The sequence below is a fragment of the Xanthomarina sp. F2636L genome (genome assembly GCF_026410195.1).
In the GTDB taxonomy this organism is placed as follows: domain Bacteria; phylum Bacteroidota; class Bacteroidia; order Flavobacteriales; family Flavobacteriaceae; genus Xanthomarina.
In genome coordinates this window covers 13,797-27,859 of the sequence record NZ_JAPMLM010000073.1, presented here as the reverse complement: position 1 = coordinate 27,859, position 14,063 = coordinate 13,797, and the positions used below count along the sequence as shown (strand labels likewise).

General features: G+C 31.2%; 16 protein-coding genes. 10 read left to right on the top strand and 6 right to left on the bottom strand.

What is annotated here, in order from left to right; translation table 11 throughout:
* The first annotated feature begins 3 nt into the window (after positions 1 to 3).
* On the top strand, positions 4 to 1,527 hold the full coding sequence (locus tag OS191_RS14850; RefSeq protein WP_267156486.1) for a class I SAM-dependent DNA methyltransferase: 1,524 nt from the start codon (positions 4 to 6) through the stop codon (positions 1,525 to 1,527).
* A gap of 131 nt (positions 1,528 to 1,658) precedes the next feature.
* Here the strand turns inward: OS191_RS14850 and OS191_RS14845 are convergent, their stop codons facing one another.
* The 5 genes from OS191_RS14845 to OS191_RS14825 all read right to left on the bottom strand — a co-directional run bounded on the left by OS191_RS14845 (position 1,659) and on the right by OS191_RS14825 (position 5,819).
* Positions 1,659 to 2,522, bottom strand: coding sequence for a DUF6371 domain-containing protein (locus OS191_RS14845; protein WP_267156485.1), 864 nt, complete (start codon positions 2,520 to 2,522; stop codon positions 1,659 to 1,661).
* A 109-nt stretch (positions 2,523 to 2,631) separates the two neighbouring features.
* Complete coding sequence (locus OS191_RS14840; protein ID WP_267156484.1) at positions 2,632 to 2,817, bottom strand: hypothetical protein; 186 nt, start codon at positions 2,815 to 2,817, stop codon at positions 2,632 to 2,634.
* 7 nt (positions 2,818 to 2,824) lie between these two features.
* Complete coding sequence (locus tag OS191_RS14835; RefSeq protein WP_267156483.1) at positions 2,825 to 3,877, bottom strand: AAA family ATPase; 1,053 nt, start codon at positions 3,875 to 3,877, stop codon at positions 2,825 to 2,827.
* Between the two features lie 2 nt (positions 3,878 to 3,879).
* A complete protein-coding gene (locus OS191_RS14830) occupies positions 3,880 to 4,029 on the bottom strand; it encodes a hypothetical protein (RefSeq protein WP_267156482.1) in 150 nt (49 codons plus the stop codon).
* A 398-nt stretch (positions 4,030 to 4,427) separates the two neighbouring features.
* Positions 4,428 to 5,819 (bottom strand): tyrosine-type recombinase/integrase, encoded by a 1,392-nt coding sequence (locus OS191_RS14825; protein WP_267156481.1) that lies wholly within the window; start codon positions 5,817 to 5,819, stop codon positions 4,428 to 4,430.
* A gap of 430 nt (positions 5,820 to 6,249) precedes the next feature.
* Between OS191_RS14825 and OS191_RS14820 the strand changes: the two genes are divergently transcribed.
* A complete protein-coding gene (locus OS191_RS14820; protein ID WP_267156480.1) occupies positions 6,250 to 7,323 on the top strand; it encodes a Fic family protein in 1,074 nt (357 codons plus the stop codon).
* A 23-nt stretch (positions 7,324 to 7,346) separates the two neighbouring features.
* Here the strand turns inward: OS191_RS14820 and OS191_RS14815 are convergent, their stop codons facing one another.
* Positions 7,347 to 7,727, bottom strand: coding sequence for a hypothetical protein (locus OS191_RS14815; protein WP_267156479.1), 381 nt, complete (start codon positions 7,725 to 7,727; stop codon positions 7,347 to 7,349).
* An 87-nt stretch (positions 7,728 to 7,814) separates the two neighbouring features.
* Between OS191_RS14815 and xerA the strand changes: the two genes are divergently transcribed.
* From xerA to OS191_RS14775, 8 genes are all read left to right on the top strand, one after another.
* Complete coding sequence (xerA, locus tag OS191_RS14810; protein WP_267156478.1) at positions 7,815 to 8,942, top strand: site-specific tyrosine recombinase/integron integrase; 1,128 nt, start codon at positions 7,815 to 7,817, stop codon at positions 8,940 to 8,942.
* A 72-nt stretch (positions 8,943 to 9,014) separates the two neighbouring features.
* A complete protein-coding gene (locus tag OS191_RS14805; protein WP_267156477.1) occupies positions 9,015 to 9,263 on the top strand; it encodes a hypothetical protein in 249 nt (82 codons plus the stop codon).
* A gap of 15 nt (positions 9,264 to 9,278) precedes the next feature.
* Positions 9,279 to 9,662: a hypothetical protein gene (locus OS191_RS14800; protein ID WP_267156476.1), complete on the top strand. Its 384-nt coding sequence runs from the start codon at positions 9,279 to 9,281 to the stop codon at positions 9,660 to 9,662.
* Positions 9,663 to 9,794: 132 nt separating this feature from the next.
* Positions 9,795 to 10,187 (top strand): hypothetical protein, encoded by a 393-nt coding sequence (locus tag OS191_RS14795; RefSeq protein ID WP_267156475.1) that lies wholly within the window; start codon positions 9,795 to 9,797, stop codon positions 10,185 to 10,187.
* A gap of 37 nt (positions 10,188 to 10,224) precedes the next feature.
* On the top strand, positions 10,225 to 10,608 hold the full coding sequence (locus tag OS191_RS14790) for a hypothetical protein (RefSeq protein ID WP_267156474.1): 384 nt from the start codon (positions 10,225 to 10,227) through the stop codon (positions 10,606 to 10,608).
* 167 nt (positions 10,609 to 10,775) lie between these two features.
* Positions 10,776 to 11,180: a hypothetical protein gene (locus tag OS191_RS14785; RefSeq protein WP_248395782.1), complete on the top strand. Its 405-nt coding sequence runs from the start codon at positions 10,776 to 10,778 to the stop codon at positions 11,178 to 11,180.
* A gap of 1,179 nt (positions 11,181 to 12,359) precedes the next feature.
* On the top strand, positions 12,360 to 12,731 hold the full coding sequence (locus OS191_RS14780) for a hypothetical protein (protein ID WP_267156473.1): 372 nt from the start codon (positions 12,360 to 12,362) through the stop codon (positions 12,729 to 12,731).
* Positions 12,732 to 13,254: 523 nt separating this feature from the next.
* Positions 13,255 to 14,049, top strand: coding sequence for a cation efflux transmembrane domain-containing protein (locus OS191_RS14775; protein WP_167919739.1), 795 nt, complete (start codon positions 13,255 to 13,257; stop codon positions 14,047 to 14,049).
* The last annotated feature ends 14 nt before the right edge of the window (positions 14,050 to 14,063 follow it).

Below are 14,063 nucleotides of genomic sequence, written 5' to 3'. Positions count from 1 at the left end.
ACAATGACAGACTCAAGTATAATATCAAAAATATGGAACCTTGCTAACGTACTACGTGATGATGGTGTAGGTTATGGAGATTATTTAGAACAAATTACTTATTTGCTATTCTTAAAAATGGCAGACGAGTTAAATAAACCACCTTATAATAAAGGGTTGGTTTTTCCAAAGCTAAAAGATGTTGAAGGCAATGAGGTTGCAGATGCAGAAATAGCTAATTGGGAAACCTTATCTAGCAAACGTGGTGCAGAGTTAGAGTCTTTTTACAGTCAATTATTACGTACACTTTCTACTGAAAAAGGAACGCTTGGGCAAATTTTTACCAAAAGCCAAAACAAAATACAAGACCCAGCCAAACTATTAAAAGTCATCAATCTAATTGACAAAGAAGATTGGTCAATGATGGGAGCAGATATAAAAGGTAAAATTTATGAAGGCCTTTTAGAGAAAAATGCAGAAGACACCAAAAGTGGAGCAGGTCAATATTTTACACCTAGAGCATTGATAAAAACAATGGTAGCTTGTGTAGAGCCAAAACCAATGAAAACCATTGTCGACCCAGCGTGTGGAACTGGAGGTTTCTTTTTAGCAGCTTACGATTGGATTGTAGGTAATAACAAATTAGACCGAGAAGAAAAAGAGTTTTTAAAGAACAAAACCTTTTACGGAAACGAAATTGTTGCCAACACACGTAGAATGTGCTTAATGAATATGTACTTGCACAACATAGGCGAAATAGATGGCGAATCGTTCATCAATCCAAACGATGCCTTAATTGCAGATGATGGAGAACGTTACGATTACGTTTTGGCAAATCCGCCTTTTGGTAAAAAAAGTAGTATGACTTTTACCAACGAACAAGGAGAAATTGTAAAAGAAGATTTAAGTTATAATCGTCAAGATTTTTGCGAAACCACTTCCAATAAGCAATTAAACTTCTTGCAGCACATAAAAACACAATTAAAAATAAACGGAGAAGCAGCTGTTGTGCTTCCAGACAATGTTTTGTTTGAAGGTGGTGCTGGCGAAGAAGTCAGAAAGCAATTAATGAAAACCACAGAATTACATACTATTTTGAGGTTACCAACAGGAATATTCTATGCTCAAGGAGTTAAAGCTAACGTTTTGTTTTTTAACAACAAGCCTGCAAGTAAAGACCCTTGGACAAAAGACATTTGGTTTTATGATTACAGAACAAACGTACATCATACCCCAAAGAAAAGTCCAATGCGTGAAGAGCACCTGCAAGAGTTTATAGACTTATATAATGGTAAAAACATTAACAAGCGCAAAGAAACTTGGAGTGAAGAAAACGAAGAAGGAAGATGGAGAAAATACACTTATGATGAAATTATTGCAAGAGACAAAACGAGTTTAGATATTTTTTGGCTAAAAGACAAAAGTTTAACCGATTTAGACAATCTGCCAGACCCAGATATTTTAGCTAATGAAATAATTGAAAACATAGAATCTGGACTGAATAGTTTTAGAGAAATAATGGAAACGATAAACGGAGAAACAGAATAAGTTGTTTACATAAAACTTTATTGCTTTTTTTTTAATTATAATTTGCATAGCACGTAGCAAGCTGAGCGTACTATGCAGATTCTTTTTTTTGTTTACCACTAATTCATAAGTTTAATCCTTGATAATATTTTTTATGCTGCTTGCTGATTAACAATATAATCTACCAGATCATCACCTTCTTCGAGACCATATTCTTCTAACAGTTTACTACACATAATATCAAAACCATCCTTTCTTAATTGTTCTGCTTTTTTATTCCAATCTTCATATTCGCCTTTATCAGGAAAGGCAATAATTTTACGTCCTTTTAAGGGTTCTATTAATTTTTCTTTAAAATTTGCTTTACTCCCTGTTGCCATCCAAATAATATCTCTTCTATAGATACTCATAAAGAGTACTGTCTTTTCAGACTCAACGATACCAATAGTCTTTATGCCACATTCAGTTATATTATGTAATCCAAATAAGCATTGTTGTAATACAAAGTCTTTAATTCGTAATACACGATGTAACCATGTAATACAATTGAAGGGTTTTTTGACTCTTTTCCCTGTTTTCTCGTCATACAACATCACCTTTCCAGCATGAATATCTAAATCTCTATCCATCTGTAAAAATACCGTAGCTCCTTTCCAGTGATTTGATGTCCCAATACGAAATTTAAATATTACCTCTTTGACATCTACAGGATCAAAAACTGTTAATAGAAATTTTACAAGGTTATTATTCATATAATTATTACACAATTCTGTGAAAATATCTTGATCGTGAAAAGTTGGTATTTCTGGTTTATAATCTACAATAAGTCCTGTAACTGGTGTATTTCCTTTAGGACTGAAATGATAAGCACATTTACTTTCTCTATCACATCTACCAACGTGATCTTCTAAATATTGTTTTGTTTCAGTTTCAACATACTTTACGAAGGACTTTTTCTGACATTTTGGACATGGAAACTTTTTACTTGATTTATCTAAATAGTATTTATAATTCATAATTATCTGATTTTTAGTTGTTTGTTTTATCTTTATTAGTAGTCGTAATATTCGTAACACTCGTAACATTCGTAAGGGTTACGAATGTTACGAGGATTACGAGTCATTTTTAATGTATGCCCAGTTTATTAAAAAGGTACTCTAATGCATCTTCTTCAGTATAATCTGGCATACTATTCTTATTAAGCTTTTTAGTAGTTTTTGGATACAATTCTGCTTTTAGCATAGCGAATAGCTTGGCTTGCTCTTCCTGTGGAAGTGCCTGAGCTACTTGATATACTGTTGATGCATCCATAACCTACTTAAGCCGCTAAACGTTTTATAGTGTTCCTTACTGTTCCTTCACTAACACCGAGTCTTGAAGCAATTTGAGTATTAGGTAAACCTTCTTCTTTCATGTCCATTATTTGATCATCTCTTTCTGATAAATCAGAAGCTGTATATTGCTTTAGGTGTTCACTTTCAGATCCGAAACCTTCAAATTGAAACTTTAAAAAGTTATTTGGATTTCCAATTTTGCAGACAGCTACATTTTCAGAATGAAATACTTGTTCTGAATTACGTTGTTTTATTTGTTTGATATATCGAATAGAAGGCATGGAAGCACTCTCGCCAATAGCAAAAGCACTATCGCAAAAGTTCATCAGCATTTTACTTCCTGATAAATCATTTTTAGTGATAGGCTTAGTAGCATCACGTTTTGGTGTATGGGCTAACACAAGGATAGACACACCATGTTTTTTATTGATAGACTTTAAGTGCTTCATTAGAACTAGAGCGTCCTTCGCTCTCTCATTATCACTTTTCAGGTAAGTAATGTTATCAATTATTAAAACTTTCGCTCCATATTCTTCTATTACTAATTCAAAAGAATTACGTAAATAATCCTCATAATCCTTAAACTTCTTTGGCATTTCGGCTTCGGTATTAATTTCTACCCTTAATAAGTTTTTATGAAAATCATAATGGTCTTTATAATTATTTGAGTAACGTTTCTCAAACTGTTTATTAGATAGTTCAAAATCGAAATAAGCTACTTTCTGAGGATTTGTCTCAATTTCAAAGCCTTTTATAGCCTTACCTCTACTTATACTATCCGCTATTTGTACAGCCAATATGGATTTACCCACATTGGTATCTGCAAAAAGCACACACACTTCCCCTTCAAACAAAAATTTATCAAATAATAATTTAGGAATGGGACTTAACTTTGCTTCATCTATCCATTGATTTGCAGTTTTAACAAGAAAGCAACTGGTGTTATTCTCTTGTTTTTCTGTTTCTTTTTGATGTTTATCAATGTTATCATTGATAGCATCTAGATTTTCTTGTTTAATAAGTTTCTTTTTTCCCATAGCTATAGTGTTATACAATGTTTATCCCATAATAGTTCTCGAACATATTCGGAAACTGTCACACCTTTAAGTTTTGCGGTGTCATAGAGCATGTCTCTTAAATCATCTTCAATACGGATGGTTAATCCTGTTTTCTTGGTGCATTCATTCATAGTTTTAATGGTTTTTGAATTAGTAATTATTTGTCTTCAATATTTCTTTGTTTAGATGCTCAAATAAATATTAAAACACAAACTTAAAACTCTACCCATTGGCAGCCGACGGATTCCGACGGATTGCGACGGATTCCGACGGATTCCGACGGATTTCGACGGATTTCGACGGATAAGGAATAGTTAAAAACTTAAATTATTGACTAATAGATAACCAAACAATAACTATTTAAATAAAAAAAGGTGGTGCTAATTTTAGATATAATCTAAAATTAGCACCACCTTTTAAGTTTGTCTTTTTGTTTACCTTTAAGTAATGTGTAAAGCGATATATTACGTGTACTACATATTAGCTAAAACGTAATACACTGTATTACAATTATCAACATGAATAAATATTACGTTAATAAATGTGAAAAATCTTCTGGCATTTGAGCATCGATATCTCGCAAATAACTTTCCAAAGCTGACATTGATGAATGACCAGTTATGAGCATCAATTTACTCTTAACAGCATGAGGTGACATATTAGGTTCTTTAGATAATTCTCTGTAAAGTTCTGAAATAGTCGTATGTCTAAAACTGTATAGACCATAATCCACATTTAAACCAAAATGGTCTTTGACTTTTTTGAATCTTTTGGAAAAGAAATCTCTCTTATTAACCTCACTTGCTTCCCACTGTCCTCCTATTTGATTTGTTGTAAATAAATCATCCTCAGGAGAGAAATCACTTAGATCAGGAAGTTTGTCAAATAAAATATTTGGGATTATCTTCTCTTTAACAAGCTTGTTTTTAGCCTGTATTTGCATTTTCTTATCTTTTAAATTTAGATCCCCTATTTTTATCCTACATACTTCAATAGGTCTTAAAAAACCGTATGACACAAAATCCACAAATAAGGATAATAACGGATCGTTTTTATCCATATAATCTTTTATATCTTTTAGTAGTTCTGAATTATACGATTTATTCCTTTTTGGAGTAGATTTCAATTTCTTTAACCTTGAAATAAAGTTTTCTTGTAATACGTCATTATCGATTAGGGTCTCGATAAATGAATTGAGATCATTTCGAGTGTTGTTCCTGTTTCTTGGGCTGGTATTTTGTAATACAATATTGAGATATTGTATTACGGTCTTTTTGTTGATAGTTTTAATGTCATCACTTTCCTTAAAGTCATTTTCATAAAGCCATTTATAGAATCTATTTATTCGGCTTCTATATTGAGGAAAGGAAGTCGTATTTAATACTTTCTGTTTCGTATCTAATACTAATTTTTTAGCTTCTTCGAGAGTCATGATAGGTTTCTCCTTTTTTTGTGGAGCAACAGCTACTACTTCTTTAACAATTTCAATAGGTTCAGGCTTAGTATTCTTTTTGACGCTAATTGGTTTAGTTTTTTCTATTGGTTGTAATTCTCCCATAAGTTTCTTTTTAACATGAGAGTTATCTTGCAAATAAGGATTATAACCAGCTTCGAGAACATTCCATAACTGTCTTTGAATAGTTTTAAGAATTTTTAACCGAGCACTTCTTGTGCTGAAGCCATTAGCAGATCCTTTAATTCGCTGTTGCTGTTTCAAGTATCCAGTTTCAGGATCACGAAAAGAATAATAGACATACCAATGTTTGCTTAAAGCATCTTTTTGCTCTTTTTTGGTAAGCTTAGACCATTGGTCGATTTCCACACCACCGGTGTAGATTTTAGGTTCATTGTAGTTGGGTTTCATAGTAAAATCATGTACTGAATCATGTACCTGCAATATAAAACTTAAAATTGAAGACATAAAAAAAAGGGTTATGAATACACAACCCTTTGATTTAGTTTACTTTAAGTTAGTAGCGGGAACTGGACTCGAACCAGTGACCTTCGGGTTATGAGCCCGACCTCGACCGCTTTTTCAACACAAACACTGGGTGTTCGAGCTGTTGTTTTCGTAAAATCGTGTTCCAAATCGTGTTCCAGATTTTGTCTACGTGATTAAACAATATATTAATCCAAAGATAAATTATTTGTTCAAATAATCTTCTAATTCATTCAAAAAAAAGTGATGATAAAAACTAAAGAAATTTTAGTTGAAATAAGTCACTTCCCAAAAAACTAGATTGATAAAAGAATTAGGATATTTTATCATTTAATAAACTTATGATAAGAAAATAGATTTATTTTATCATAATAAATTATCTTTGTAAAGAAAACCAATATTTCTATACATTATGGAGTCTGAGAATTTAAAAAGGTTACCACTAAACCAAGATATTGAAACTAAAAAGGTTCTTAAAAAATTAGCTTCAGCACATAGAGCATTAGCTGAATTAAAAGGAATTGTTTCTAGCATTCCAAATGAAAACATATTAATAAACACTTTAGGGCTTCAAGAGGCTAAAGACAGTTCTGCAATTGAAAACATTATAACGACTCATGATGATATATTTAAAGCAGAATTAAATCTTGATGGTTTTAAATCATTAAATGCCAAAGAAGTTCAAAACTATATTTCTGCATTAAAAAAAGGGTTTGGACAAATTAAGAAAAACAAGATATTAACTAACAATGATATTATTGCAATTCAATCAGAATTAGAAAAAAGCAATGCAGGATTTAGAAAAGTTCCTGGAACCAATTTGAAGAATGCCTTAACTGGAGAGATAGTTTATACTCCTCCACAAGAATATAAAACTATTCTAGATTTAATGACAAATCTTGAGCAATACATAAATGATCCAACTAAATCTGAGTTCGACCCTTTGGTCAAAATGGCAATAATCCATTTTCAATTTGAGAGCATTCATCCTTTTTACGATGGTAACGGAAGAACTGGGCGAATTATCAATGTTTTATATCTAGTAATGAATGATTTATTGAATTTACCAGTATTATATTTAAGTCGTTATATTATCGAACATAAGGCAGATTATTATAAACTTTTACAAGAAGTTAGAGAAACTGACAATTGGGAAAATTGGGTACTATATATGCTAGATAGTATTGAACAAATTTCAAAAGAAACAATTGTGTTAATTGGAAAAATTAAAGATTTAATATTTGAATACAAAAACTTGCTTAGAAATAATTACAAATTTTATAGTCAAGATTTACTAAATAACTTATTTAAACATCCATATACAAAAATTGAGTTCATCGAGAATGATTTAGGAGTTTCTAGAATTACTGCTTCTAAGTACTTGAATCTATTGGCTAAGGATAATATCCTTAGAAAAGAAAAACTAGGAACTGGAAATTACTATGTAAATGAGAGGTTGATTAAAATTCTTACTCTTAAAGAATAAATTATAAGTTTGTAAAGGCAATATTATTTATCCATATAATCCTGCCACTTTATGAGTATGTGTTTCTCAATACCATGCTCTTCTCTTTTTAGAAAGCCATATTCAAATACAAATAAATAAACATCCCCTTTACTATTTTTCCAATAATGAGTGAAGAAATTAGGATTAAATCCTTTCGCTTTTAAAATTTCTGCTCTTACAGTTACCTTGCCTCCTTTATTATATTCCTTTAATATTTTACGGTTAAGCTTCAATTGATTATCTACTTTATTATAAAAGCGTTCTGGTTGTTCTTTTGCCTTTTGATATTGATAACCACTTTTACATTGTGGGTCACAAAATTTCTTATCAGTTCTACCCACTAATTGCCTCTTACAATACAAACATTCTTTTTGAAGTCTCATAAGCTTGAACTTAGTCGAATTTTATACGCATAATATTCGTATAAGATACGTTTAAATCATTTATAACTATTAATTTTATAAAAAAACATGGAACTACAAAGAAGTATTACCTTAAAACACTTACTTATTAATCAAAAGAAGTGTATTGGTCTTCAATTTAGCACAAACAAGGTTCTACAAGCATTGGTTGACTCTCTTCCTGACCCGACATGGAGTCATGAATTTGGGATGTTTTACGTTGCAAACAATAAAAGTAACTTAGAATTAATATTTAAAACATTCCACGGTGTAGCTTGGGTTAATGGTAACTATTTCTTTTCTGAAAAAGTAATAAATCCCGATAATCCCGTTCTTAATCTAGAACGTTTTCGAAATAGAAAACCAATAGATGGCTTTAAACCTTGTCCTGAAGAATATCTACTAAAACTTGAACTTAAAAGATATTCAAACAATACGGTTCGTAACTACGTATCCTGCTTTGAGGCTTTTATTAATTACTATTACGACCAAGACCCAATCACTTTAAACGAAATAGATGTTAGAAAATATTTACAAAAGCTTATACAGGAAGGAAAATCGAATTCTTATGTAAATTTAGCGGTAAATAGTATCAAATTCTTTTACGAAATTGTACATGGAATGCCAAATAGGTTTTATTCTATTGAAAGACCACGTAAAGAAAAAAAACTACCTGAGGTATTATCAAAAGAAGAAATAATAAAGATAATTAATAATACAAATAATATAAAACACAAGTGTATTGTAGGACTTCTTTACTCATCTGGACTTAGACGAGGAGAATTATTAAATCTTAATATTACAGACATTGATAGTAAAAGAATGGTAGTAATCGTTAAGAACGCAAAAGGAAATAAAGACCGAATCTCTGTATTAAGTCCAAGCATTTTAAAAGACCTACAGACATACTATTTAGAATATAGACCTAAAAAATATCTGTTTGAAGGTCCAAAAGGAGCAAAATACAGTGTTACCAGTGTCCTAAATATTATTTCAGTTGCCACTAAAAAAGCAGGTATTTATAAAAAAGTAACACCTCATATGTTAAGACACAGTTTTGCTACTCATCTGTTGGAAAATGGCACTGACATAAGACATATTCAGCTATTACTTGGTCATAGCTCTACTAAAACAACGGAAATTTATACTCATGTAGCAAATAGATCATTTATGGAAATTAAAGATTTACTATCTTAGCATTATATAAGCTGGATATAGACAATAGACTATATCCAATTGTTGTGGTGCATTTAAGAAAACTCGATATTATTGGAAATAATTGTTGAATTGATATTTAGAGGATTAATTGTAAACGTTTTAGGTGTTTACACTCGTTACTATTTTTTCAAATTAATTGGACAAACAAAATCAATTGAATATTTGTTAGGAGAAAAAAACAGAAAGGACAGTTCTGATATTATATCTCAACATTTTTTTAATGTATTTATTGGTTTAATGACTTTTGCTCTAATTTCAGTTTCTATTGCATATTTAGTTTGGGGAAATTGGAATAATTAACACCAAAAATCTGAAGTGGATAAATTGAATCTTGAAACCGAATCATATTTAATTAAAGGAAAAGAAAATGAACGCTTTTTTCCTTTCTTGGAATTGGAATTTAATGAAAACGTGATTTATGAAAATGATATTCCTAAATACTATTTAAGCTTTTCGGATGACCTAAAAACTGCGAATGGAATTGGAAATTGGATTATGGCAGATTTGGAAAAAAATAGACATAATTTAAGAGAATTGGTTATCGAATTAGGTAAACGACTGAATTTAAAATGGGACATTTTCTCATCTAAAACTGGAATGGAAGTTGAGAACAGTTATCAAACCGAAAAAATTGAATTAGAAATACTGACCGACAAAACAATTGAAAAAATAAAAACGACACCACAACAACGTGTATAATTAATGGCTGGTTCTCGCCTACTTACGAAAATCCTCGCGGATTTTCTATTCGGTTTTTATTTGCTAAATTAGGTGCTTAAACACGCCACTAATCATACACAAAACCGTTGTGCATAATTTAACCCATAAAACGTGAAAAAAATATTCATCTTGACTTTACTCTCATTTTTCGGTTGTAAAAACGAACCGATTTGCACTGTGAATGAAAATAATGCTGGAAAAGAAATCTATGACTTGGACGAGGCGACTTGTTTTATAGCACTAAAACTGAACAAGAAAAAATCTGACTTGAATTTGATTCGTGACGCTCTACTTGCGGAAATGAATTATATGGAGAAAACTAGACTGACTTCTGACAATCCAAATCCTGAAAGTGAATTTGAATCAAACGCAGAATTGGATATTAACCAAATGGTGGAATATGCTCTGAGTGAGGAAAAGATTAATCTGACTAAAGAACAATTAATCGAAATCTATGATACCGAAATTGAATATTTAATATTCATCGGAGTCGCAAGTGAATAAAAAACTATGTACAACAACGTGCGTAAGTTGACAACCTATGAAAAAGCATCTAATTTTAATTTTTATTGTTCTTATAGTTTCTTGCAACACGCAGAAAACGGAATTCGGAAACGCAGAAATATCGCAAAAAGTAAGTCTGACCAATATTAGTGAATTAAGTAATAATCGGACTGACTTTGACAATGACACTCTAAAAATCATAGGGGAATTACATCTCGATTTGGAAAACAAAGGAATTTATGTAGAATCAGAAAAAATTTGGATTAAATCATTTAAACCAGCAACCGAATTAGATAGTGTGTGGAAAAAAATGAATGGAAAAGAAGTTGAAATAATCGGACTTTATAAAGCTGGAAAAACTGGACATTTAGGTTTATATAATGGACAATTAAAAGAAATTTATTATATCAAAACGAAATAAAAAACTATGCACAACACCGTGTATAATTAATTGCTTTTTAAGTGCTTACTTACGAAAATTCCTGCGGAATTTTCTCGGGTTCGTAAAAGTTTGCTAATTTAGTTGCTTAACCACGCAACTAACCATACACAAACACGTTGTAAAACATTTGAAAAACACCCATTAGTTTGAATAATAAACTTGCCTTTTTATTAATTTTACTAACATTCGGACTAAATTCCTGCGACAATCTGACTCCAAAAGAATCTTTTGATAAAGTTGTTTATGATGAATATCACTATAAATATGAAGGAATAATTATTGACAAATATATTGACAAACAAAATCACGCAACACCAATTATAATTATTCGAAATGAAATTTTTGGTGACTACAAAAAAGACTTTATTTTTCAAAGTTCAGATTTTTTTGATTTTTTCAAAGTTGGAGATACGATATCAAAAAAAAGAAAATCTTTATTAATAAATATCAAAAGGAAAGATCTAGACACATTAATGAAATTGGATTTCGGCAAATTTAAGCGGAATGAAAAATATTATTCTGAAAATAAGTATATAAACGAACTTGAATAAAAAACGTTTTACAACACTGTGTATAAAAAATGCTTATTTTAGTGCTTAACCAAAGAAAAGTGCGTGTTTGCTTTCTTCCGATTTTCGTTCCGAAAATCCTCTGACACAAACCCGCACTTTTCATACACGAAACCGTTGGCTTTAATGCTGGAGCAAGTTTGCGCGAATGAAAAAAGCCTGGTTTAGTTTTCGGATTTTTTCTAGAATTTTAAATAAGTAAAAACCGAAAAACTATGTTGCCGAATTTTTTAAAAACACACTGAATTCTCACTCAAACTCTGAATAGAATTACGTTTGACTTTTTAGCTTGTTTACGGAATCGACATCTCAATAAAAAAAAAAAAAAAAAACGAACTGAACGTGAAAAATCACTCTTGCTGAATTACTCACTCAAATCTGAATTAAAAATATTGAGGAAATTGAGCAAGTTTACGGAATTAAAAACCGACCAAAAAAAACACAAAACAGAATTATTAAGCGTACAAAAAAGCACTAAAAGCCAACACTGTATATAAAAAATGCGTAGTTTAGTGCTAAATCAAAGGAAAGTGCGCGTTTGCTTTCATCCGATTTTCGTTCCGAAAATCCGCTGACACAAACACGCACTTTTCATATACAAACACGTTAGCAACAAGTTGACAAATCAACCAAAATCGTGCTAAATTTCAAGTTTTCAGATTTTTAAGAAAGGAAAAATGAAAAGCGGAATTAAAAAATATTGCGAAAAATCACGCTGGATTTCGGCTCGCCCAAAATCAGTTTTCGCATCGAAAATTTAGCTAACCGAAAAGTTTTGGCTGAATAACAGAAACGCAAAACATTACGGCTGAACTGTATGAAAAAAGGATTTTCCCAGAGTTCGTTTTTAACGACAAAAATTTAGAAATCCAAAGGTCTGTGCTGAATATTGGAATGGCAAAACGTTCGGAAAAAAAAGCGGAATGATATCCGAAATTTTTTTGAGATTTTAAGGAAAAAAGAATAAACTAAATTAAAAAACACAGCGGAATTTAAACTCGTGCGAATAAAAAAATAAAACCAGTTGCTAACAACGTGTATAATTAATGGCTGGTTCTCGCCTACTTACGAAAATCCTCGCGGATTTTCTATTCGGTTTTTATTTGCTAAATTAGTTGCTTAAACACGCCACTAATCATACACAAAACCGTTGCCCACAATATGAAAAAACTGCTTGCATTTATAATTATTCTAACTTTTTGCGCTTGTACTTTTTACAAAAAAGATGGAATAGAAATGAAAATTAAAAATGACTCAAGCGAACTAATAACCAATGTGGAATTTACTACGACCGAAAAACTGGAGGTGATAAAAATTGACCGAATTGAACCAAATGAAAGCGTGACTGAATTCTTGTCGATGCGGAAAAATAAAACTGACGGAGCTTACTCACTAACTTTTACTCGTGCGAACGGAAAAAAGGAAATAAGTGGTGGCGGATATTATACGAATGGAGGCTCACTTGACCATTGGGTTGACTTTATTGTTGAAAATGACACTACAATTGTGAAATTTGATGGACCGATTTACTGAATTTTAATTGACTAAAATTTTATGAAAAAATTCATATTAAAAAAGCTTTCTGTACTATTCATATTCTCGTTGTTATCAATTATTATGTGCCTTGCAATTATGATTTTTGACTTCAAAGCTGTCAATGACCCATTTGGTTATGGTTTTATTGCAATGGCAGTCGGAATTGGAATAGGACTTTTCGGAATATTTATTGACTTTTTATTAGCTCTTATTATTAAAAATAAAGTAATATTAAACATAACGGAATTGATAATTGTAAGCCTATTTTTATATTCAGTATGGCCGAATTAAATACTGTGGGCAACAACGTATATAGCTCATATCTGGGCAGTTGCTTAATTGAAAGTTAAGGCATATTTGGAAAGTCGCCAAATTTTTAAATTTGACAACTTTCCATTAAAAAAATAAGTAGTAAATTTAAAAATCTGGCTTGTGCTCAACCGAAAAATAATCTTTAATTTGCACGCTACGAGCCATATACAAAGCCGTTGTAAGTAATGCCGAAAAACCCAGAAACCAAGTGAATAAAACAATATTTGAAATTACCAAAATGGATTGTCCTTCAGAGGAAAATCTTATCCGAATGAAATTGGACGGAATTTCAAGCATTGCGAATTTGGACTTTGATATTCCGAATCGAAAATTGACCGTTTTTCACAGCGGAGAAATTGACCAAATCGAAAAGTCCGTTATCGAATTGAATTTAGGTGGAAAAAAAATCTCAACGGAACAAACCGACCAAACGGAATTTAAAGAAAACGAAAATCAGAAAAAACTACTTTGGTCTGTACTTGCAATCAATTTTGCTTTTTTCATTATTGAAATGACAACAGGAATTATCTCAAAATCTATGGGACTTGTTGCCGATAGTTTAGATATGCTTGCGGACAGTTTTGTGTACGGAATTAGTTTGTTTGCGGTTGGCGGAACAGTAATAAAGAAAAAACGAATTGCCAAACTTGCTGGATATTTTCAAATAATACTTGCGATTATTGGATTTGTAGAAGTCTTGAGAAGATTTTTCGGAAACGAGAAACTTCCCGATTTTTCAACAATGATTATAGTTTCGATTTTTGCACTTATTGCAAACGGAATTTGTCTTTATATTTTGCAAAAGTCAAAGAGCAAAGAAGAAGCACATATGAAAGCGAGTATGATTTTCACTTCGAATGACGTGATTATCAATTTGGGAGTAATTATTGCAGGAATTTTAGTGCATTATTTGAGTTCTAATAAACCTGATTTGATTATCGGAACAATTGTTTTTGCATTGGTAATTCAAGGAGCATTTCGGATTTTGAAATTAAGTAAGTGAACTAAAAAAGCACT

Bases quoted from the DNA above. Each gene is read 5' to 3' on its own strand.
- OS191_RS14850 (WP_267156486.1), top strand. From the start codon at position 4: ATGACAGACTCAAGTATAATATCAAAAATATGGAACCTTGCTAACGTA.
- OS191_RS14845 (WP_267156485.1), bottom strand. From the start codon at position 2,522: ATGAATTATAAATACTATTTAGATAAATCAAGTAAAAAGTTTCCATGT.
- OS191_RS14840 (WP_267156484.1), bottom strand. From the start codon at position 2,817: ATGGATGCATCAACAGTATATCAAGTAGCTCAGGCACTTCCACAGGAA.
- OS191_RS14835 (WP_267156483.1), bottom strand. From the start codon at position 3,877: ATGGGAAAAAAGAAACTTATTAAACAAGAAAATCTAGATGCTATCAAT.
- OS191_RS14830 (WP_267156482.1), bottom strand. From the start codon at position 4,029: ATGAATGAATGCACCAAGAAAACAGGATTAACCATCCGTATTGAAGAT.
- OS191_RS14825 (WP_267156481.1), bottom strand. From the start codon at position 5,819: ATGTCTTCAATTTTAAGTTTTATATTGCAGGTACATGATTCAGTACAT.
- OS191_RS14820 (WP_267156480.1), top strand. From the start codon at position 6,250: ATGGAGTCTGAGAATTTAAAAAGGTTACCACTAAACCAAGATATTGAA.
- OS191_RS14815 (WP_267156479.1), bottom strand. From the start codon at position 7,727: ATGAGACTTCAAAAAGAATGTTTGTATTGTAAGAGGCAATTAGTGGGT.
- xerA (WP_267156478.1), top strand. From the start codon at position 7,815: ATGGAACTACAAAGAAGTATTACCTTAAAACACTTACTTATTAATCAA.
- OS191_RS14790 (WP_267156474.1), top strand. From the start codon at position 10,225: ATGAAAAAGCATCTAATTTTAATTTTTATTGTTCTTATAGTTTCTTGC.
- OS191_RS14780 (WP_267156473.1), top strand. From the start codon at position 12,360: ATGAAAAAACTGCTTGCATTTATAATTATTCTAACTTTTTGCGCTTGT.